Here is a 23440-nt window from a genome sequence, read left to right as displayed (position 1 = left end):
CCGTTCCGATTTTTTATAACAATGCAAGGCATTTTATGACTAGCACTTCAAATAAGAATTTGAAGTTTAGAGAAGTAACCCGAGGTAGTAGCTGAATGATTAACTCTTTAGTTTTTAAAGAGTAGATTATAAATCTAAATTCAATTTTTTAATTGCAAATAAATCAATAGTAAAAACTATGATGAATAACAGAAACAATAATAAAGATAAGAATCCAGTAAAAAGATTTAACAAAATTTCTATTGGATTGGCTTCACCAGAATCTATCTTGAAAGAATCAAGAGGAGAGGTTTTAAAGCCAGAAACTATTAACTATAGAACTCACAAGCCAGAGCGTGATGGACTTTTCTGCGAAAGAATCTTCGGACCAGTAAAAGATTTCGAATGTGCTTGTGGTAAGTATAAAAGAATTCGTTACAAAGGTATCATCTGTGACCGTTGTGGTGTTGAAGTTACTGAGAAAAAAGTACGTCGTGATAGAGTAGGACACATCAACCTTGTTGTGCCAATTGCTCATATCTGGTACTTCCGTTCTCTTCCTAACAAAATTGGTTATATTCTTGGTCTTCCATCTAAGAAATTAGATATGATCATTTACTACGAAAGATACGTGGTAATCCAAGCAGGTATTGCTAAAAATGCAGATGGAGAATCTTTACAAAGACTTGATTTCTTAACTGAAGAAGAATACTTAAACATTTTAGATACTCTTCCACAAGAAAACCAATATTTAGATGATTTAGATCCAAATAAATTTGTTGCCAAAATGGGAGCAGAGTGTATTATGGATTTATTAGCTCGTATTGACTTAGATGCTTTATCTTATGAATTAAGACACAGCGCTAACAACGAGACTTCTAAACAAAGAAAAACTGAGGCTTTAAAAAGATTACAAGTAGTTGAGTCTTTCCGTGAGTCTAACGAAAACCGCGAAAACCGTCCAGAATGGATGATTATGAAAGTGGTTCCAGTTATCCCACCAGAATTACGTCCGCTTGTGCCACTTGATGGAGGCCGTTTTGCAACTTCAGATTTGAACGACTTATACCGTCGTGTAATTATCCGTAACAACCGTTTGAAAAGATTAATGGAGATTAAAGCTCCAGAAGTTATCTTAAGAAACGAAAAACGTATGTTGCAAGAATCTGTAGATTCATTATTCGATAACACTCGTAAAGCTTCTGCTGTTAAAACAGAATCAAACAGACCATTAAAATCATTATCTGACTCTTTAAAAGGTAAGCAAGGACGTTTCCGTCAAAACCTTTTAGGAAAACGTGTGGATTATTCTGCTCGTTCGGTAATTGTCGTTGGTCCAGAGTTAAAATTATATGAGTGCGGATTGCCAAAAGATATGGCTTCTGAGTTATACAAACCTTTCGTTATCCGTAAATTGATCGAAAGAGGTATTGTAAAAACAGTAAAATCTGCTAAGAAAATTATTGATAAGAAAGAGCCTGTAGTTTGGGATATCCTTGAAAACGTAATTAAAGGACACCCAGTATTACTGAACCGTGCTCCTACTTTGCACAGACTTGGTATTCAAGCATTCCAACCAAAATTAATTGAAGGAAAAGCGATCCAGTTACACCCATTAGTATGTACGGCTTTCAACGCCGATTTCGATGGTGACCAGATGGCGGTTCACTTACCATTAGGACCAGAGGCTATTTTAGAGGCACAATTATTAATGTTGGCTTCTCACAATATCTTGAACCCTGCAAATGGTGCTCCAATTACTGTACCTTCTCAGGACATGGTCTTGGGTCTATACTATATGACCAAAGAACGTATTTCTACAGAAGATCACATTATTTTAGGTCAGGATTTGACTTTCTATTCTGCTGAAGAAGTAAACATTGCATTAAACGAAGGAAGATTAGAATTGAATGCTCGTGTGAAAATTAGAGCAAAAGATTTTAATGACGCTGGAGAATTAGTGTACAAAATCATTCAAACAACTGCAGGACGTGTATTATTTAACGAAGTAGTACCTGAAGCAACTGGATATATCAATGACGTATTGACTAAGAAAAACCTTAGAGATATTATCGGACACATTTTAAGTGTGACTGATGTACCTACAACGGCAGCTTTCTTGGATAATATGAAAGATATGGGGTATAAATTCGCATTTAGAGGAGGTTTATCATTCTCTTTAGGTGATATTAGAATCCCAGAACAAAAAACGAAGTTAATTGCAGATGCTAGAGAGCAAGTTGAAGGTATCTCAACTAACTATAACATGGGTCTTATTACAAATAACGAGCGTTACAACCAAGTTATTGACGTATGGACTTCAGCAAATGCTCAGTTAACAGAGTTAGCAATGAAAAATATTAGAGAAGACCAACAAGGTTTCAACTCTGTATATATGATGCTTGACTCTGGGGCGAGGGGTTCTAAGGAACAGATTCGTCAGTTAACTGGTATGCGTGGTTTGATGGCTAAGCCTAAAAAATCTACTGCTGGTGGTGGTGAGATTATTGAAAACCCGATTCTTTCTAACTTTAAGGAAGGTCTTTCGATTCTTGAGTACTTTATCTCTACTCACGGTGCTCGTAAAGGTCTTGCGGATACGGCTCTTAAAACAGCCGATGCTGGTTACTTGACAAGAAGGCTTCATGACGTTTCTCAAGATGTTATTGTTAACATCGAAGATTGTGGAACTTTAAGAGGTGTTGAAGTTCTTGCATTGAAGAAAAATGAGGAAATCGTTGAATCTTTAGGAGAGAGAATTTTAGGACGTGTTGCATTACAAGACGTTATTAATCCTCTTACTAACGAAGTAATGGTTAAATCTGGAGAGCAAATTACAGAATCAATTATGAGAACTATAGAAGCTTCTCCAATTGAAAAAGTAGAAGTTAGATCTCCATTAACTTGTGAAGCTTTAAAAGGTATTTGTGCTAAATGTTACGGTAGAAACTTAGCTACTGGTAAGATGACACAAAGAGGTGAAGCTGTCGGAGTTATTGCGGCTCAGTCTATTGGAGAGCCAGGTACACAGTTGACACTTCGTACGTTCCACGTTGGAGGGGTTGCTGGAGGTATCTCTGAAGAGTCTAGTATTATTACAAGATTCGCAGGTAGACTTGAAATTGAAGATTTAAAAACAGTTAAAGGAGAAGACGGAGAAGGTAACTCTGTTGATATCGTAGTTTCACGTTCAACTGAATTAAAATTAGTTGATGAGAAAACTGGAATTGTTTTAAATACACATAACATTCCTTACGGATCTAGTATTTTTGTTAACGATGGAGATACTGTTGCTAAAGGAACTGTAATCTGTAAATGGGATCCGTATAACGGTGTAATTGTTTCTGAGTTTACTGGTAAGATTGCTTACGAAGATTTAGAGCAAGGACAATCGTTCATGGTTGAGATCGATGAGCAGACTGGTTTCCAGGAAAAAGTAATTTCTGAAGCTAGAAACAAAAAATTAATTCCAACTTTATTAGTTTATGGTAAAGAAGGTGAATTGATTCGTTCTTACAATTTACCAGTAGGTGCACACTTAATGGTTGAAAACGGTGAGAAAATTAAAGCAGGTAAAGTATTAGTAAAAATCCCACGTCGTTCTTCTAAAGCAGGCGATATCACGGGAGGTTTACCAAGAATTACTGAGCTTTTAGAAGCTCGTAACCCTTCAAACCCAGCGGTTGTATCTGAAATTGATGGTGTTGTATCTTTTGGAAAAATCAAAAGAGGTAACCGTGAGATCGTTATCGAATCTAAATTTGGTGAGATTAAAAAGTATTTAGTTAAACTTTCTAGTCAAATCTTAGTACAAGAAAATGACTTCGTAAGAGCGGGAGTTCCATTGTCTGACGGTGCAATTACACCAGATGATATCTTAAGAATTCAAGGTCCAGCTGCTGTTCAACAGTACTTGGTAAATGAAATTCAAGAGGTTTACCGTTTACAAGGGGTAAAAATTAATGATAAGCACTTTGAGGTAGTTATTCGTCAAATGATGCGTAAAGTAAGAGTTCAGGATCCAGGTGATACTTTATTCTTAGAGGATCAATTAATTCACACTAAAGATTTCATCGTTCAAAACGATAAATTATACGGTATGAAAGTAGTTGAAGATGCTGGAGATTCTTCAGTATTGAAACCAGGTCAGATTATTACACCTCGTGAATTACGTGATGAAAATTCATTATTGAAACGAAATGATAAAAATCTTGTTGTAGCAAGAGACGTAATTACTGCAACTGCAACGCCAGTTCTTCAAGGTATTACAAGAGCTTCGTTACAAACTAAATCATTCATTTCTGCGGCTTCATTCCAGGAGACAACGAAAGTACTTAACGAAGCTGCTGTAGCTGGTAAAGTAGATGATCTAGAAGGATTAAAAGAAAATGTAATTGTTGGACATAGAATTCCTGCGGGAACTGGTATGAGAGAATACGATAACACTATCGTAGGATCTAAAGACGATTACAACGAAATGATGGCTAATAAAGAAGAATACATTTATTAATTAGGGAAACTATGAGTAATCCGAAACAACAACAAGAGCAAATTAACATTGAGTTAGACGAAACAATTGCAGAAGGAATTTATTCTAATCTTGCGATTATCAATCACTCATCATCAGAATTTGTTTTAGATTTTGTGAGCATTATGCCAGGTATTCCTAAAGCCAAGGTAAAGTCAAGAATTGTTTTGACACCACAACATGCTAAAAGATTATTGAGAGCAATAGGTGAAAACATCCACAGATTTGAAGCTGCTCATGGCGAAATCAAAGAAACGGAACAAGCACCAATTCCGCTTAATTTTGGTCCTGCTGGACAAGCATAAATTTTTAAGCCCCTTTTTAAGGGGCTTTTTTATTGGAATACAGAAATGAAAATGCAGTTTGTCTGATTTAATTTACTTTGGTCGACTAAATTTCGTTTTAACCGTGTTTTATCTTAATTTGGGATAGCCTAAAAAAGATTAAATTTTGAAATATAATGACTTAGTAAGGTTGATTTAATTCAAATTATAAAAAAGCGCTGATTTTAGAATTAGCGCTTTTTTTATGTAAACTTTTTTGCTGGTATGAAAGAGAAGCTAAATAAAAAGGCTGTTTAAAATTTTAAACAGCCTTTTTATATTTCTTTAAAGTTTAGATTTAATCAAACTCCGATGTAAAGTATAATTTTACAGATGGATATTTGCTTTGCGTCATTTGAATTGTAAAATCAGAGTCTGCTAAGAATACCAATTGACCATACTTATCGTGAGCAAGGAATTTTTGTTTGATACGTTTAAACTCTTTAAATTCTTCATTTTTAGCATCGTCAGGTTTTACCCAGCATGCTTTGTGTACAGGGAAGTTCTCGTAAGTACATTTTGCTCCGTATTCGTGCTCCAAACGGTATTGAATTACCTCATACTGAAGTGCACCAACAGTTCCGATAACTTTACGGTTGTTCATTTCTAAAGTAAACAACTGAGCAACACCTTCATCCATTAACTGATCAACCCCTTTTTCTAATTGCTTGGCTTTCATAGGGTCAGCATTATTGATGTATCTAAAGTGTTCTGGAGAGAAACTCGGAATTCCTTTAAAACTCATGATTTCGCCTTCAGTTAAAGTATCTCCAATTTTAAAGTTTCCAGTATCGTGTAAACCAACAATGTCACCTGGATAAGAAATATCTACAATTTCTTTTTTCTCAGCGAAAAAAGCATTCGGACTTGAGAATTTTAAATTTTTCTTCTGACGAACATGGTAATACGGTTTATTTCTTTCAAAAGTTCCAGAAACGATTTTAATAAATGCTAAACGGTCACGGTGCTTCGGATCCATATTTGCGTGGATTTTGAAAACAAATCCAGACATTTTTTCTTCTGTAGGTTCAACCGTACGAGTTTCAGAATCTTTTGCTCTCGGAGATGGGGCAATTGTAATGAAACAATCTAACAACTCGCGAACTCCAAAATTATTTAAAGCAGAACCAAAGAATACGGGCTGAATTTTTCCATCTAAATAATCTTGACGTTCAAATTTTGGATAAACCTCATCAATCAATTCCAATTCTTCACGAAGTTTATTTGTTGCTTTTTCACCAACAATTTTATCTAATTCTGGATTGTTTTGCACATCAGAAAAAGCAATTGTTTCTTCGATATTTTTACGGCTGTCTCCGCTGAAAAGGTTAATGTTTTCTTCCCATAAGTTATAAATTCCTTGGAAATCATAACCCATTCCAATTGGGAAACTTAAAGGAGTTACTTTTAAGCCTAATTTTTGTTCTACTTCATCCATTAGATCGAAAGCATCTTTACCTTCACGGTCTAATTTATTGATAAAAACAATCATTGGAATGTTACGCATTCTACAAACAGCAACTAATTTTTCTGTCTGCTCCTCAACCCCTTTTGCAACGTCAATCACAACAATTACGCTATCAACAGCAGTTAAAGTTCTAAATGTATCTTCAGCAAAATCCTTGTGTCCAGGAGTATCAAGGATGTTGATTTTTTTATCTTTATAATTAAAAGCAAGCACAGAAGTTGAAACCGAGATACCTCTTTGGCGTTCGATTTCCATAAAGTCACTAGTTGCGCCTTTTTTAATTTTGTTATTTTTTACAGCTCCTGCTTCTTGAATTGCACCTCCAAATAAAAGCAATTTCTCTGTTAATGTCGTTTTACCGGCATCGGGATGCGATATAATTCCAAATGTTCTTCTGCGTTGTATTTCTTTTAAAAAGCTCATATTTCGTATAAATAGGTTGCAAAAGTACTATTAAATTACGGCTTTATAAAAATATTCAGTTCTTAAATTTGGAAGTCTTTCTTGTAACTGGATTTTAAAACAAAAAAATAAGGCTGTTTTGCAACAGCCTTAAATAGTCATTTTTAAAATTACTGATTAATTGACCAAATTGAATATCCTTTTGGAGGACATTGTATTTTTACCCATTTATCTGCCTGAGTAGTTGGATACCAAGTTGAGTTTCCTGTGAAATCTTTAATTTGAGTGTTTGCCCAGTTAGTCTGAATCCATCTTTCTTGCCAAACATCAGAGTTGTTAATGTAAACTACCAATCCCGGATTTCCGTTGTATCCATTTCTTCTTGCAACATATTCGTCATTATCAGAATATAAAATAGAGGTTGTTCCAGTTGCTTTATTGTTATGAATCCAAATTAAGTTGTTTAGTTTGTTTTTGTCTAGCCATTCTTCATAATCTCTGTAGAAGATAGTTGGATAACCTTCATGAGTTAAGATGTAAGAATAGGCTAGTAATTTGTTCCAAATTTCATCAGTATCATGGTTGGTTACAAAAGTTACTGCTTTATACGGATTACGTTTCCACATCATATCATCATTCAATAAAGCCAAATTGTTTCCGTCAAAGGCATCATTCATTTTATAGTAACAAGCAAAATCAAACACAGAACTGTTTGCATTATTAGCCCACCATTCAAGCGTATTTACGTTAGAATCCCAATATTCTCCAACAGAAAATCCACCTACGTTTGCATTCCAAGCATTTACAACCCAAGGGCCAAAACCTTTTACGTAGTCAAATCGCCATCCATCAAATTTCATAGTGTTTTTATAATACTTACCAACACCATCAGCTCTAAGCCAAAGCCAGTTTTGAACATTTGGTGCAGCGTGGCACAAATCTGGAAAACCTCCAAAAGATCCTTCGTCATTGTTTCCATAACTATTTTTGTAAAAATCATTATAGTTACGAGGAAATTTACCCGATGCTACTCCTGTAAAATTGGTCCAAGTATTTGTTCCAGTAAAAGGATTAGCTTCAGATTGCCCTCCACTATTATGATTGATTACGATATCGGCATACACTTTTATATTCTCATTATGAGTCGCTGTAATTAAGCTTACTAACTCAGCTTTAGATCCAAATCTTGTTTCAGTGCTTCCATTTTGGTTGTAATCTCCAAAATCAAAATAATCTGTTGGGTCATACCCCATAGAAAAAGCTCCGTTTTGGGCTTTAGAAGCGGGTGGAAGCCAAATTGAGCCAATTCCAGCATTTCCCCATGCAGTTACTTTCTCGCTTACGGTATTCCACCAATTTCCTCCAGATGGAACATCCCAGTAGAAAGCCTGCATCATAACGCCACCGCCAGGATTGTCAACATATTTTCCTGTTGCAGAAGTACTCGAAACTCCCGTGCTAAAAGGTTTTCCGTCATGATGTGTAACATCAATTACTTTAAATTTTTGACTTTCAGCTTTTGCATCCGACTCATTGATTTCATTTTGAGAACACGAATACAATAGTCCGCTAAATGCCATAATAAGGCATAATTTTAAAATAGGTTTTTTCATAATAGATGTGGTTAAGTTAAATAGTAAGCTTTGTAATTCTTTAACTTAAAGCTCTAAAAAAAGTAGATATTACTATTTTTAGATGCTCTAAATTGATAATTACGCATCTAAAGTAAATGTTTTTTGATTTAATTTTAATTTGTAAGAAAATAGTTCTTTACGAAAACGTTGTAGTGTTAAGAACTTTTTTTATAATGCTTATAATAAGCAGTTTATTGGTTGTTTAAAATCAAGATTTAAAGTCAATTAGAAAAGTCCCTGTAAGTGATTTGAAAAAGCTGAAATAGATGATTTTGCAGATTGAAATCGAACTATCCTATAATTTTTTGTTAATAGTATATCCGATAGTTGGATTATGTAATTGAATTGTTATTTTTGTTCGTTATAAGTTACGAAAGAACTATACTTTAATTATTTATGTTTGACGAACATATATAGTTTCTGGGGGATTATCTAAAACAGGCTTACATTCAAATAAAATTTAAAATAATGCTATTAAAAAAATTACAGCTAAAAACAATTGATTACAGGTTTGCACTAACAATTTGTTTTTTTCTTTTTTTACTTCAATCATCACAGCGCAAGAAGTTATTCCTGATGTTGTTGCTCAAAAGCCAGTTGAAACTCCTTCTGGCGGAAAAATGAAAATTGACGGAATTATCGCTACAGTAGGAGATTATATCGTTTTAGATTCTGATATCGACAAAGGATTTTTAGAAATTACTGCACAAGGTGGATCTGTAAAGGATATTACAAGATGCCAGATGCTTGGTAAACTTTTGGAAGATAAATTATATGCTCACCAAGCAATTCAGGATAGTATTATTGTAAGCGATGCTGAAGTTAGAAGTATGATGGAGGAACGTCTTAATTATATGACACAGCAAGTTGGAGATATCAATAAAGTAGTAGAATACTATAAAAAAGGTTCTGTTGAAGAATTTAAAACCTATTTTGCAGATATCTTAAAAGAGCAGAAATTGGCTAGTGAGATGAGGGATAAGATTGTAAAAGATGTTGAGATTACTCCAGAGGAAGTTCGTAATTTCTTTAAGAAAATCCCAAAAGATGAATTGCCAACTTTTGGAGCAGAAATGGAAGTTGCTCATATCGTTGTTGAGCCAAAAGTTTCTAAAGAAGATAAGCAAAAAGTAATAGATAGATTAAATGCCATAAGACAAGATGTTCTTGAAGGTTCTAGTTTTGCTACAAAAGCAGTTTTATATTCTCAAGATCCTGGATCTGCTCCAAATGGAGGATATTACAAAATGACAAGAAAAACTCCTTTTGTGAAAGAATTTAAAGATGTTGCTTTTAGTTTACAGGCAGGAGAAATTTCGCGACCATTTGAAACAATTTACGGATTTCATATTATTATGGTAGAAAAAATTAAAGGGCAAGAAGTAGAGCTTCGTCATATATTGATTTCTCCAACTGTTTCAGAAGCGACTTTAAAAGAAGCTAAAGAAAGAATTACAAATATTAGAAATAAAATTGTCAATAAAGAGGTGACTTTTGCCGAAGTCGCAAGAACAGAATCTGATGAAAAAGAAACTAGAGCAAACGGAGGAACATTGGTAAATCCAACAACACAAGATACTCGTTTTGAGTTGACAAAAATGGATCCAACTTTATATAGCCAAGTTTCAAATTTGAAAGGAGACGAAGTTTCTCAACCACTTTTAAATACAGATGATAAAGGTAAAAAGACGTATAAGTTAATTACGGTTACAAATAGAATTGACGAGCATACAGCTGATTACGCGAAGGATTATACTAAAATTAAAGAATTGGCATTAAAAGAAAAACAAATCAATGCAATAGCAAAATGGTTTGATGCTAAAATTAAAGACACGTATATCAAAATTATTGGAGAATATAAAGACTGTACGTTTGCAAACAATTGGTTGAAAAAATAAGTTTTAATAAATAAATAAAAAGAGTTAGTTTTATGAATTCATAGAATTAACTCTTTTTAATTTTAAATACATTTATAAATGTCTGACGTAGCAGACAATTCACAATTTAGTTCAAAAAAGAAACGAATTAAAAAAAGAAATAGCGAAAATTATTGTAGGGCAAGACGCCGTTGTAGATCAAATTTTACTTTGTATATTTTCTGGGGGACACGCACTTTTAATTGGAGTTCCAGGTTTGGCAAAAACCTTAATGATAAATACTTTATCTCAGGCTTTAGGGCTAGATTTTAAAAGAATTCAATTTACACCAGATTTAATGCCTTCTGATATTTTAGGAAGCGAAATTTTGGATGAGAATAGAAACTTCAAATTTATTAAAGGACCAATTTTTTCTAATATTATTTTGGCGGATGAGATAAACAGAACACCTCCAAAAACACAAGCCGCTCTACTTGAAGCCATGCAGGAAAGATCGGTTACGATTGCAGGGCAACATCATAAATTAGATTTACCTTATTTTGTTTTAGCAACTCAAAATCCTATTGAGCAGGAAGGAACTTATCCTTTGCCTGAAGCGCAGTTAGATCGCTTTATGTTTGCTATCAAATTAGAATATCCAACTTTTGAAGAAGAAGTTCAGGTAGTTAAACGAACAACTTCTGATGTTAAAACAGAAATTAATCCGTTATTTAATGCTCAGGAAATTATCGATTTTCAGCATTTAATTCGTAGAATTCCAGTTGCAGACAATGTTATTGAATATGCAGTAACTTTGGTAAGTAAAACTCGTCCAGATAATAGTTTGACTAATGATTTTGTAAAAAACTATTTAGATTGGGGAGCAGGACCAAGGGCTTCACAAAATTTAATTCTTGTTGCAAAAGCACACGCAGCTTTTAATGGAAAGTTTTCGCCAGATATTGAAGATGTTCAGGCTGTGGCAACGGGTATTTTGAGGCATAGAATTATTAAAAATTATAAAGCTGATGCTGAAGGTATAACAGAAGAGGTAATTATTAAAAAACTAATGTAAAATCTAAAATTTGCATTTATAGAAATCCTGACAATTTATTGTCAGGATTTTTGTTTTCAGAGACTCTAAAAAGGTCTTCAAGATGACGTTTTAAATCCCAACTATAACGTTATAATTACTTATTTAGAAAGATTCTTTGCGAAAATAGATGTAAAAACTTACTTGCTTTATAACATTGAATTTCGACTTTGTTAAAGAAAAGATTTTTAAATATTAATAATTCATTATTTTAATATTAAATTGATTTTTTGGCAAAAACAAGCACTGAAAATCGTTTTTTAACAATAATAATTTTTGAAAAGGCTTGTTCTATTAAATTTTTTTAATTATCGTCTTTAATGCTTAAATTTGCCTCAAAAAAATAAATCCGCTTTTATTATGAATATTTATCAGGATTACATTCAAGAAATTGAAGAAAGAAAAAATCAAGGGTTGCACCCTAAACCAATCGATGGAGCTGAATTATTAAGCGAAATCATTTCCCAAATTAAAGATGCAGATAACGCACATCGCGAAGACTCTCTTAAGTTTTTTATTTACAATACATTACCTGGTACTACAAGTGCTGCAGGTGAAAAAGCAAAGTTTTTAAAAGAAATTATTCTTGGTCAATCAGTAGTAAAAGAAATCACTCCAGCTTTTGCTTTTGAGTTGCTTTCACACATGAAAGGTGGACCATCTATCGAAGTATTATTAGATTTGGCTTTAGGTAATGACGCTGTAATTGCAAAAGAAGCGGCGAAAGTACTAAAAACACAAGTTTTCCTTTACGAAGCAGATACAGATCGTTTGGTAGAGGCATTCAAAAATGATAATGCAATTGCAAAAGAAATCCTTGAGAGTTATGCTCAAGCTGAGTTTTTTACAAAACTTCCAGAAGTAGCAGACGAAATTAAAGTGGTTACTTTTATTGCTGGTGAAGGTGATATTTCAACAGATTTACTTTCTCCAGGAAATCAAGCTCACTCTCGTTCAGATCGTGAACTTCATGGTCAGTGCATGATTACTCCTCAAGCGCAACAAGAAATTAAAGCGTTACAAGCACAGCATCCAGATAAAAGCGTAATGTTAATCGCTGAAAAAGGAACAATGGGAGTTGGTTCTTCTAGAATGTCAGGTGTAAATAACGTGGCGCTTTGGACAGGAAAACAAGCAAGCCCTTATATTCCATTCGTAAATATTGCTCCAATTGTTGGTGGAACAAACGGAATTTCTCCAATTTTCCTAACAACTGTTGACGTTACTGGTGGTATAGGTTTAGACCTTAAAAACTGGGTTAAAAAAGTTGATGCGGAAGGAAATGTTATTCGTAACGAAAACGATGAACCAATTCTTGAGCAAACTTATTCTGTTGCTACAGGAACTGTTTTAACTATCAATATTAAAGAGAAAAAACTTTATAACGGAGATCAGGAATTGATCGACATTTCTAAAGCATTTACTCCTCAAAAAATGGAATTTATCAAAGCTGGTGGTTCTTATGCTATTGTATTTGGTAAAAAACTTCAAACATTAGCGGCGAAAGTTTTAGATGTTGAAGCTCCTTTAGTGTATGCGCCTTCAAAAGAGGTTTCTCACGAAGGACAAGGTCTTACTGCTGTTGAGAAAATCTTCAACAAAAATGCAGTTGGAATCGCTCCAGGAAAAGTATTGCATGCTGGTTCTGACGTTCGTGTAGAAGTTAACATTGTAGGTTCTCAAGATACTACAGGTTTAATGACTGCTCAAGAATTAGAATCTATGGCTGCAACAGTAATTTCACCAATTGTTGATGGTGCTTACCAATCTGGCTGTCACACTGCTTCAGTTTGGGATAAAAAAGCGCAGGCTAATATTCCTAAATTGATGAAATTCATGAACGATTTTGGTTTGATCACAGCTCGTGACCCAAAAGGTGTTTATCATGCAATGACAGACGTTATCCACAAAGTACTTAACGATATCACTATTGATGAGTGGGCGATCATCATTGGTGGTGACTCACATACAAGAATGTCAAAAGGTGTTGCTTTTGGTGCTGACTCAGGAACTGTTGCTCTTGCATTGGCTACTGGAGAAGCTTCAATGCCAATTCCAGAATCTGTAAAAGTTACTTTCAAAGGAGATATGAAAGGGTATATGGACTTCCGTGATGTGGTTCATGCTACTCAAGCTCAAATGCTTCACCAATTTGGAGGAGAAAATGTTTTCCAAGGAAGAATTATTGAGGTTCATATTGGAACATTAACTGCCGATCAAGCGTTTACATTTACTGACTGGACTGCAGAGATGAAAGCTAAAGCTTCTATCTGTATTTCTGAAGATGATACTTTGATCGAATCATTGGAAATTGCTAAAGGCAGAATCCAGATTATGATCGATAAAGGAATGGATAACGAGAAACACGTTCTTCAAGGATTGATCAATAAAGCTGATAAGAGAATTGCTGAAATTAAATCGGCAGAGAAACCAGCTTTAACTCCAGATGCAAATGCTAAATATTATGCTGAAGTTGTAGTTGATTTGGATCAAATTGCTGAGCCAATGATCGCCGATCCAGACGTAAACAATGCTGATGTTTCTAAACGTTATACTCACGATACAATTAGACCATTATCTTTCTATGGTGGAGAGAAAAAAGTAGATCTTGGATTTATTGGTTCTTGTATGGTTCACAAAGGAGATATGAAAATCCTTGCTCAAATGTTGAAAAACGTAGAGGCACAAACAGGAAAAGTAGAATTTAATGCTCCTCTTGTAGTTGCTCCTCCAACTTATAACATTGTTGATGAGTTGAAAGCAGAAGGTGACTGGGAAGTTTTACAAAGATACTCTGGTTTCGAATTCGACGATAATGCTCCAAAAGGTGCTGCACGTACAGAATACGAAAACATGCTATACTTAGAGCGCCCAGGATGTAACCTTTGTATGGGTAACCAAGAAAAAGCGGCAAAAGGAGATACTGTAATGGCAACTTCAACTCGTCTTTTCCAAGGTAGAGTTGTAGAAGACAAAGAAGGTAAAAAAGGGGAATCATTACTTTCTTCTACACCAGTTGTAGTTTTGTCTACAATTTTAGGAAGAACTCCAACATTAGCAGAATATACAACTGCGGTTGAAGGTATTAACTTGACTAAATTTGCACCTTCTAATAAATCGTTAGTAATGTAATCTTACGATTATTAATATATCAAAAGCCCGAGCGATAAACTCGGGCTTTTTCTTTTTTAACTCTCCTATTTTTTGTAACTTGTCATGTTCAAAATAAAATAAAAAAACAAAAAATAATATAGAACTTATGGCTTTTGATATCGAAATGATTAAAAAAGTGTACGAAAACATGCCAAATCGTGTTGATAAAGCACGAGAGATTGTTGGACGTCCACTTACGTTGACAGAGAAAATTTTATACAACCACCTTTGGGACGGAAATCCGACAAAGGCGTTTGGAAGAGGAGTTGATTATGTTGATTTTGCACCAGATCGCGTAGCTTGTCAAGATGCAACTGCTCAGATGGCATTGTTGCAGTTTATGCATGCTGGAAAATCTAAAGTGGCAGTTCCTACAACGGTTCACTGTGATCACTTGATTCAGGCAAAAGTAGATGCTGTGACTGATTTGGCTAGAGCAAAAACACAAAGTAATGAGGTTTTCGACTTCTTGTCTTCTGTGTCTAATAAATACGGAATAGGTTTCTGGAAACCAGGAGCTGGAATTATTCATCAAGTTGTACTTGAAAATTATGCATTTCCTGGCGGAATGATGATTGGTACCGATTCTCATACTGTAAATGCAGGTGGATTAGGAATGGTGGCAATTGGTGTTGGTGGAGCAGATGCTGTAGATGTTATGTCTGGAATGGCTTGGGAGCTTAAATTTCCTAAGCTTATTGGAGTTAAGTTAACAGGTAAATTATCTGGTTGGACTGCTCCTAAAGATGTTATTCTTAAAGTTGCAGGTATTCTTACTGTAAAAGGAGGTACTGGGGCAATCGTTGAATATTTTGGAGAAGGCGCTACTGCTATGTCTTGTACTGGTAAAGGAACTATCTGTAATATGGGAGCTGAAATTGGAGCGACAACTTCAACTTTTGGTTACGATGATTCAATGAGTCGTTACCTTCGTTCGACAAATAGAGCAGAAGTGGCTGATGCTGCGGATAAAATTGCTCCTTACTTAACTGGAGATCCAGAAGTATACGCTAATCCAGAAAAGTACTTCGATCAAGTTATTGAGATTAACTTATCTACATTAGAGCCGCACTTAAATGGTCCTTTTACTCCAGATTTGGCTACTCCTATTTCTAAAATGAAAGATGAAGCGGTTAAAAATAATTGGCCTTTACAAATTCAAGTGGGGTTAATTGGTTCTTGTACAAACTCTTCTTATGAAGATATTTCTCGTGCAGCTTCATTGGCAAGACAAGTTGCTGATAAAAATTTAAAAACAAAATCACAGTTTACAATCACTCCGGGTTCTGAAGTTGTCCGTTCTACAATCGAAAGAGATGGTTTTATTGATACTTTCCATAAAATTGGAGCAACAGTTTTTGCTAATGCCTGCGGACCATGTATTGGTATGTGGGATAGAGAAGGAGCGGAAAAAGAAGAAAGAAATACAATTGTTCACTCTTTCAACCGTAACTTCTCAAAACGTGCAGACGGTAATCCAAATACGTTAGCTTTTGTAGGGTCTCCAGAGTTGGTTACAGCTTTGGCTATTGCGGGCGATTTAAGTTTTAATCCATTGACAGATAAATTAATCAATGAAGATGGAGAAGAGGTAATGCTTGATGAACCAACAGGAGATGAACTTCCTGCTAAAGGTTTCTATGCTGAAGATCCAGGTTTTCAGGCTCCAGCAGAGGATGGTTCAAACGTTCAGGTAGTGGTTAATCCAGCTTCAGAGCGCTTGCAGTTATTGGCTCCATTTGATGCTTGGGATGGTAAAAATATTACAGGTGCTAAATTATTAATCAAAGCCTTTGGAAAATGTACCACAGATCATATTTCTATGGCCGGACCTTGGTTGCGTTTCCGTGGACACTTAGATAATATTTCAAACAATATGTTGATCGGAGCTGTAAATGCTTACAATCAAAAAACGAACTCAGTTAAAAACCAATTAACTGGTGAATATGATGCTGTTCCTGCAGTAGCTCGTGCGTACAAAGCAGAAGGAGTTCCGTCTATTGTAGTTGGAGATCATAACTATGGAGAAGGCTCTTCTCGTGAGCACGCTGCTATGGAACCTCGTTTCTTAGGAGTTAAAGCGGTATTGGTAAAATCTTTTGCTCGTATCCATGAAACCAACCTTAAAAAACAAGGTCTTTTGGGGTTGACTTTTGCAAATGAAGCAGATTATGATAAAATCCAAGAAGATGACACAATTAACTTCTTAGATTTAACAGAATTTGCTCCAGGAAAACCATTAACTATTGAGTTTGTTCATGCAGATGGCACAAAAGATATTATCTTAGCAAATCATACATACAACGAAGGTCAAATAGGCTGGTTTGTTGCAGGTTCTGCATTAAATTTAATTGTCGCTGGAAAGGCTTAATATTTAGATTTTATATATTGAAAAAGCTCTGTAAAAACAGAGCTTTTTTTGTTTTGGTGCAAAATTTACAGATAAAATTAATTCCTGTTTGCTAAATTATTTTCTGATAAAACCCTAACTCGGTAAGGTCGTGTAGTGTCAAACTCATCAATAGAGATGCTATACACTTTTGATGAAGGAGAGGTATAGTAATTGGTGAAATCATATCCTCCAATAATGTATAATTTGTCATTAGTAAAATGCATTGCGGCAGATTTTAGCTCAAGCTTAATATAGTACTCTTTGATTAGCTTCGATTTTATATTGTAAACGAGCAGTTTTCCATCTTCAAACATATAAATAGTTTCATCATTGAATGTAACTGATGGATTTTCGAATCGACAAAGCAAAGTTGCTTCACTTTTCCAGCTTTCATTTATTAAATCAAAACTTTGAATTTCAGAAAAGCTTCTATTGTTGGTATTACCAATTGTAAATATTTTATCACCAATCAAAACTCCCTTTACTTCTTGGGCTACGGGCATTTTTTCTAGCTCATACCATAGACCAGAAGTTAAATTGTACAAATGTACTTTATCAGTAAAAGTTTTTATACCACTTTCAGTCGATCTTATTGAGCCACCCATAACAATGATGTTATCCTTATAGGTGAAAGAAGCAAAGTTTATAGCTTGATGTGGATTTGTTTTATCAATTGCAAGGGTATTTGTGTTTAGATCAAAAACTTCAATTTCGTTATCTAAATATTCGCGTTTTTTAATGAGCGGCGTTTTTTTCCTCCTAAAATATAAAGTGTATTGTTATAAAAATTTACATTATGATAAGCCCTTTTTTTAAGTTTTGATTCGATTTCTCCCACAAATCTGTTTTTGGATCATAAACAAATAGATTTCCCTTGAAGAAAATTCTTTCAGCAGGATCGCCTCCAAGTTCTAGAAGATATCTATTTCCAAAACCAGGGTCGCTAAATCTGGTAGGATCACCACCGATGTTTTTTCCTTTAATAGTAGTTAAAATATTCCATTGTTCGCTATTATCACCTCCAACAACATAGATCTTGCCATTTGCTAATACAGAACCAAAAGAATAAATGCCATACTCTAAAGATGATCGTTCGGTAAAGTCAAGTTTGGATTTTAATTTTGACCATTTGGTATTGTTGATATTTACATTCTTTAAGGTTTCAATATCTTCTTCAAGCAAAATAGTATAATTTGATTTTTTTAAATCTATAACTGCAATTTTTGTTGCGATGTATCCAATATGGGAAATTTGAAGAGTATCGTTTGCATTTATTTTTTTATTTAATGCAAATTCTCCTTTGTTGTTTGTTAAAGTTCCAATTTGAGTGCCCAATGCATATATATTGGTGTCTTCTATTGGTAAATTAGTGATTTTGGATAGAACAATTCCGCTTATTGTTTGCGCATTTGTAATAAAAGGCAATAAGAAGATAAGGTATAATAGTTTTTTCACAATCGAATATAAATTTATTTTGTTTGAAAATTCTTTTAAAAATACAAAAAAATGGATCCAATTTTTCAGGTAAGAATACTTAATAGAGGTAATTTTAGTGTTAAAATATTTGAGTAAATATAATAGGTGCAGAATTTTTTTACTTCATACGTTTTGTAAATGTTTCTTGTTTTTAAGTTTTAATTATGTCTTAAAAGGCATAAAGGTTAAGATTCTTTGATATTCAATAAAAAATGCCTTGTATTTACAAGGCATTTTTTATTTTGATATTTTACATTTGAATTATGTTGCTAAAACTAGTTTCTTTGTGCTACATTATTTTGTGATAAGATTCTAACGCGGCTAGGTCTTGTGGTTTCAAGCTCATCTATAGAAATGCTGTATACTTTTTCTGATGGAGTTTTTATATATGTTGTAAATGTGTGGCCTCCAATAATGTATAATTTGTTATTTAAAAAATGCATTGTGGCTGATTTTAGCTCAAGCTGAACGAGATACTCTTTAATTTGCCTCGATTTTACATTGTAAGCCAATAATTTTCCATCCTCAAATAGATAAATTGTGTTATTGTCAGAAGCGATTGCTGGATTTTCTAAACGTGAGAACAAAGTTGTTTCGTTTTTCCAAGTTTCGCTTGTTAAATCAAAACTCTGAATTTCAGAGAAACTTTTGCTGTCAGTATTGCCAATTGTGAAGATTTTATCTCCAATCAAAACTCCTTTTACCTCTTTAGCCTCAGGCATTTTTGCTAGTTCATACCATAAGCCAGAAGTGATATTATACATGTGGACTTGGTCAGTGAATATTTTTTGATTTTTTTCATTTGATTTTATTGAGCCACCCATCACAATAATGTTGTCTTTGTAAACGAAAGAAGCAAAATCTGCAGCCTTATGAGGATTGGTTTTGTCAATTGCAATGGTTTTTTTGTTAATATCAAACACTTCAATTTCATTATCTAAATATTCAATTTTTTTGTTTGTAGATAGTCTTTTACCTCCTAAGATATAAAGTGTGTTATCGTAATAATTTATATTATGATAAGCTCTTTTTTAAATTTTTCAGCCGATTTTTCCCATGAATCTGTTTTTGGATCGTATATTAATAAATCGCCATTGTAAAAGTTTTTACTGCCTTGAAAGCCTACTAATTGCAAGTACTTTTGTTCAAATTTAGGATCTTCACTATCTATGCCTTTTTCTTTTAAAGTGTGTAACGCGTTTGATTCTTCACTGCTATCACCTCCGGTCACATAAATCTTATCATTTATTACTGTAGAGCCAAAAGAATATATTCCTGTTTCTAAAGATGCAAGTTGGGTAAAATCAAGTTTCGATTTTAATTTCACTTTTCGACTTGTAATGTCTACATTACTTAAGGTTTCAATATCTTCTTCAAGCGAAATAGTATTGTTTGATTTCTTTAAATCTTTAACCGCAATTTTTATTGTGATGTAGCCAATATGAGAAACCTGAAGCGTATCGTTTGCTTTTATCTTATTATTTAATGAAAACTCCCCATTCTCGTTCGTTAAAGTTCCAATTTGAGTGCGCAATGCATATATATTGGTGTCTTCTATTGGTAAATTGGTGTTTTGAGATTTAACAATTCCGCTTACAGTTTGCGCATTTACAATAAAAGGCAGTAAAATGATAATATAGAGTAGTTTTTTCACGATAATAAGTTTTTGGTAAGGTTAAATTTAATCAAAAAACATGTCTTTTTTATAAAAAGTCGCTTTTCAAAAAGTTGGCTCAATTTCTATGCGGAGGCTGTTAATTTGAAGTAAAATAATTGTTAAAAATATCGATTTTTTTGCTTTAATAAGTTAAATTCGCCTTTTAGGCAATATATTTGTCTTTTTTGAGTTGATATTAATGTGAAATTTAAAGAAAGTGTAAAAACTTTAATAATAGAGTATGGTTTATCGGTTAATAATAGTATTGTTTTTTTTCAGTGTTGGAGCTTTTGCGCAGGATAATTTTATTAAGCACAAAATTTCAAAAGGAGAAAATCTTTCAGTTATTGCTAAAAAATACGGGGTGAAAGTAAAAGATATTGCAGATGCAAATCCAAATGCACCTAAAATATTAAAATTAAATTCGACACTCTTAATTCCAAATAAAAACAAAAATACTGCAAAGGCAAAACCTAAAAATGTTGAAGTTGCTGTAGCTGATAATTATAATGCTCCATCTAATACTTCAGGAATTCATGAAGTGGCATTTAAAGAAACGCTTTGGGGAATTGCTAAAAAATATAATCTTTCTGTTGATGATCTAAAGAAAGCAAATCCGCTTTTAGAAAAAGAAGGCTTAAAAATTGGACAACAAATTGCCATTCCTTCTAATAATGATGTGGCTTTGGCAAGTGAAAAGCAACCTGAAACTTCTACTGAAGTCATTTCAACAGATGTGGAACTTGTGAGGGAAGTTAGGGCTAAAGAAACAAAATATGGTATTTCGAAGGAATATGGTATTACGGTTGCAGAGTTAGAACGCCAGAATCCATCGGTCAAAAGAAAAATGCCAGTTGGATATCTATTAAAAATTCGTGTTCCAAAAGAAAAAGCAGATGCAATTCAGGCAACGCAGACGCCACAAGAACCAAACGTTCAAACAGATGTTGCTTCTAATCAAGTAGCAGAAACTCTTCCAGAGATAAAAAAGGATTCTTCTTTTGTTAGAACAATAGGAAATCATTCTGAGTTAATAGAACAGCTTATTGCTAATGCTACTGGAAATATCGGAACAAGATACAGATCGGGTGGTACAACTAAAGCTGGTTTTGATTGTTCAGGTTTAATGATTTGCACATTTAATAACTTTGATATTAAATTGCCAAGAAGTTCTATAGAACAATCACGTATAGGAACAAAAGTAAGTGCGGAAGAAGCTCAAAAAGGAGATTTGATTTTTTTTAGGACTAATGGTCGACGCCACATAAACCATGTCGGAATGATAGTAGAAGTAGCAGAAGGAGGCGAAATTAAATTTGTTCATTCATCAACACACGGTGGGGTAATTATTTCTTCTACAAAAGAACCATACTACACGAGAGCTTTTTCTCAAGTAAATCGTGTTTTAAATTAAACCTGAAGAAAAGTATTCGTCAATATTTCTAATCTAAAGGGTTTATTCCAGAAGTCAGACACATATTTGTTTGCTTTAACTTTTTTAATTTCATCAGTATCCAAAGTTGAAGAAAGAACGAAAATTTCAGTTCTTGCTTTTACATCTTCTGGTAATTTGTCAAATTCTTCCAAAAATTCAAAGCCATTCATTATAGGCATTTGAATGTCTAAAAGAATAATCAGCGGATTTGTGGTCTGATTCTTTATAAGCCAGTCAATTCCTTCTTTTCCATTATTGGCAATACAGACAGGATTAATATCGAGCCCTTTTTTAAGCAGTTTTTTAGTGACAAATTGGTCAATCAAATTGTCTTCTATGATTACAAATTGAGATCTATATGGCATATGAATTTGGTATTGTTACTATAAATTTACTTCCAACACTGCTTTCTGAAAAAACAAAAATGTCTCCTCTAATATTTTCAACGGCTTCTTTTACAATATATAAGCCAAGTCCAGAACCTTTGTTTTTATTTGTTCCAAAATACATGTCGAAAATATTAGCTTTATGATCGTCATGAATGCCTATTCCGTTATCTGTTACTTCAATTTTATTTAAACCTTCACTAAAATAAGTTTTTATTGTGATAAACATTTCTTGTTTGTTGCAATCCGCATATTTTATAGCATTGGAAAGCAGATTGTTGATAATGATTTTTAAGCGGAGACCATCACTTTCGATCTGATCAACCATAAGTTCTTGGGTAAATTTAATTCTGTTTGCGTTTTCAATATGCATTAACTGTAGAATAGCTTCATTGCATAGCTCTTTTAAACTTACTGGTTCCATGATCACTTCTTTTCTTTTATTTTTAGAGTAATCAATAATATCGCTAATAAACTGATCTTGTCTGGCAAGACTTTGATGCATCATTTGGAGGTAAGTTCGAACTTGCCGCACATCATCCTCCAATGCTGTAATTTCAATAAGTCCCTTTAATGAAGTTATCGGTGATCTCAAATCGTGCGAAGCACTGTAAACAAATCGGTCCAATTCGCGATTTACAATAATAAGATTTTCATTTTTCACGTCAGTTTCTTTCTTTGAAACCAATAATCTTTTGACCATAATCGAATAATACATGCAAACGCTACAAATGATAATCAAAATGAAAACGATGTTTGTAATAATTAAAAAGTCTTTTATTTTTCGAGTTCCTTCTCCTAATGTGTTTGAAAAATTGCGTTCATTAATAGTTAGTTGATCGCTTATTGCACTAATTTCTTTTAAGTATTTTTTTTGATCTTCAGGAGTTAATAAATTATGCTTGATTTTTGCGTTAATCTGTTGTCCAATGACAAACAAATTGAAAATTAACTTATCTCCTTGTCCCCATTCGTGTATAGCTTTAGATAAAAAGCTTACATTTTTGAAATTTTCAAATAGCCAAATAATATCGTCTAAGTCATCTTCTTTATTTCGTCCAATTAAAAAACCTTCTCTAGCAACTTTATTGTCTCCAGCTTTCAAAAGAGTAATTCTTGCAATGCCATCTCCTTGAGGTACTTTTAATTCCTCTAGATATAATTTCCATTGAGTGGGACTCTTGGTAAATAAATATGTAATTAAATGTCTTGATGCATCTTTTTGTCCTTTTGAATAATGAGATTCACCGTTTACATAAGCTCTATTGGCAGATAGGATTTTAATAGTAAAAAAATTGATACATATTAATAGGGCACATGATATAAAAACTATTAAAATAAGAATGAAAACATTTGGAAAACGAAAGTTTTTTAAAGCTTGCAATTTAGACATAATCTTAAAATTAGTAGGTTAATAAAAAAGTGCCTTATGCGTGTTTTTGTTAGCGAGAATAAATAATTATGGGCAAATTAATCTATTGCTAAAAATTAAACACTTGTTAAAATATTTTGCTTTTATAAATGCTATTGAAATCATTATCTCAAATATAATAAAAATTATCCTATAATTTTTGTAAAAAATAATCGTGAAAAAAAAATATTTTCTATTTATTCTTTATTTTGTTTAACTTATTGGTTTTTAGAAACTTGTCTTATTT

General features: G+C 33.4%; 13 protein-coding genes and 2 pseudogenes. 7 read left to right on the top strand and 8 right to left on the bottom strand.

Features of this window, described 5'->3' with window-relative positions; translation table 11 throughout:
- Positions 1-178 precede the first annotated feature (178 nt).
- The gene (rpoC, locus tag P5P87_RS11185; protein ID WP_278022594.1) at positions 179-4489 is read left to right on the top strand and encodes a DNA-directed RNA polymerase subunit beta'; all 4311 of its coding nucleotides are present in this window, start codon (positions 179-181) and stop codon (positions 4487-4489) included.
- Positions 4490-4500: 11 nt separating this feature from the next.
- Entirely contained in the window at positions 4501-4812 is a 312-nt protein-coding gene (locus P5P87_RS11180) for a DUF3467 domain-containing protein (RefSeq protein ID WP_012024017.1), read from the top strand.
- 316 nt (positions 4813-5128) lie between these two features.
- On the opposite strand, the gene P5P87_RS11175 is transcribed toward P5P87_RS11180, so the two are convergent.
- Positions 5129-6721: a peptide chain release factor 3 gene (locus P5P87_RS11175; RefSeq protein ID WP_278022593.1), complete on the bottom strand. Its 1593-nt coding sequence runs from the start codon at positions 6719-6721 to the stop codon at positions 5129-5131.
- Positions 6722-6870: 149 nt separating this feature from the next.
- On the bottom strand, positions 6871-8313 hold the full coding sequence (locus P5P87_RS11170) for an alpha-amylase (protein ID WP_278022592.1): 1443 nt from the start codon (positions 8311-8313) through the stop codon (positions 6871-6873).
- Between the two features lie 489 nt (positions 8314-8802).
- Between P5P87_RS11170 and P5P87_RS11165 the strand changes: the two are divergent.
- From P5P87_RS11165 to P5P87_RS11150, 4 genes and pseudogenes are all read left to right on the top strand, one after another.
- Positions 8803-10232 (top strand): annotated as a pseudogene (locus P5P87_RS11165) (peptidylprolyl isomerase).
- A 78-nt stretch (positions 10233-10310) separates the two neighbouring features.
- Positions 10311-11265: pseudogene (locus tag P5P87_RS11160) on the top strand (AAA family ATPase).
- Positions 11266-11643: 378 nt separating this feature from the next.
- Entirely contained in the window at positions 11644-14415 is a 2772-nt protein-coding gene (locus P5P87_RS11155) for a bifunctional aconitate hydratase 2/2-methylisocitrate dehydratase (protein WP_198857518.1), read from the top strand.
- A 127-nt stretch (positions 14416-14542) separates the two neighbouring features.
- Positions 14543-16807 carry an aconitate hydratase gene (locus P5P87_RS11150; RefSeq protein WP_278022590.1) on the top strand — a complete coding sequence of 755 codons (2265 nt, stop codon included), beginning with the start codon at positions 14543-14545 and terminating at the stop codon, positions 16805-16807.
- A gap of 77 nt (positions 16808-16884) precedes the next feature.
- Here P5P87_RS11150 and P5P87_RS11145 read toward each other — a convergent pair whose 3' ends face one another.
- The 4 genes from P5P87_RS11145 to P5P87_RS11130 all read right to left on the bottom strand — a co-directional run bounded on the left by P5P87_RS11145 (position 16885) and on the right by P5P87_RS11130 (position 19958).
- Positions 16885-17433 (bottom strand): Kelch repeat-containing protein, encoded by a 549-nt coding sequence (locus tag P5P87_RS11145; protein ID WP_278022589.1) that lies wholly within the window; start codon positions 17431-17433, stop codon positions 16885-16887.
- Positions 17434-17617: 184 nt separating this feature from the next.
- Positions 17618-18283: a carboxypeptidase-like regulatory domain-containing protein gene (locus P5P87_RS11140; RefSeq protein ID WP_278022588.1), complete on the bottom strand. Its 666-nt coding sequence runs from the start codon at positions 18281-18283 to the stop codon at positions 17618-17620.
- Between the two features lie 296 nt (positions 18284-18579).
- On the bottom strand, positions 18580-19227 hold the full coding sequence (locus tag P5P87_RS11135) for a Kelch repeat-containing protein (protein ID WP_278022587.1): 648 nt from the start codon (positions 19225-19227) through the stop codon (positions 18580-18582).
- Between the two features lie 86 nt (positions 19228-19313).
- Positions 19314-19958 (bottom strand): carboxypeptidase-like regulatory domain-containing protein, encoded by a 645-nt coding sequence (locus P5P87_RS11130; RefSeq protein WP_278022586.1) that lies wholly within the window; start codon positions 19956-19958, stop codon positions 19314-19316.
- Between the two features lie 244 nt (positions 19959-20202).
- Here P5P87_RS11130 and P5P87_RS11125 point away from each other — a divergent pair, with 244 nt between their 5' ends.
- On the top strand, positions 20203-21375 hold the full coding sequence (locus P5P87_RS11125) for a C40 family peptidase (RefSeq protein ID WP_278022585.1): 1173 nt from the start codon (positions 20203-20205) through the stop codon (positions 21373-21375).
- Here P5P87_RS11125 and P5P87_RS11120 read toward each other — a convergent pair.
- Positions 21372-21761: a response regulator gene (locus P5P87_RS11120; RefSeq protein WP_278022584.1), complete on the bottom strand. Its 390-nt coding sequence runs from the start codon at positions 21759-21761 to the stop codon at positions 21372-21374. The genes P5P87_RS11125 and P5P87_RS11120 overlap by 4 nt on opposite strands.
- Entirely contained in the window at positions 21751-23175 is a 1425-nt protein-coding gene (locus P5P87_RS11115) for a sensor histidine kinase (protein ID WP_278022583.1), read from the bottom strand. Before P5P87_RS11115 ends, P5P87_RS11120 begins: the two co-directional genes overlap by 11 nt.
- Positions 23176-23440 lie beyond the last annotated feature (265 nt).

The sequence above is a fragment of the Flavobacterium ginsengisoli genome (genome assembly GCF_029625315.1).
Classification (GTDB): Bacteria; Bacteroidota; Bacteroidia; order Flavobacteriales; family Flavobacteriaceae; genus Flavobacterium; species Flavobacterium ginsengisoli.
Note: the sequence above shows the minus strand (reverse complement) of the source record. Positions and strands in the feature narration are given on the sequence as shown.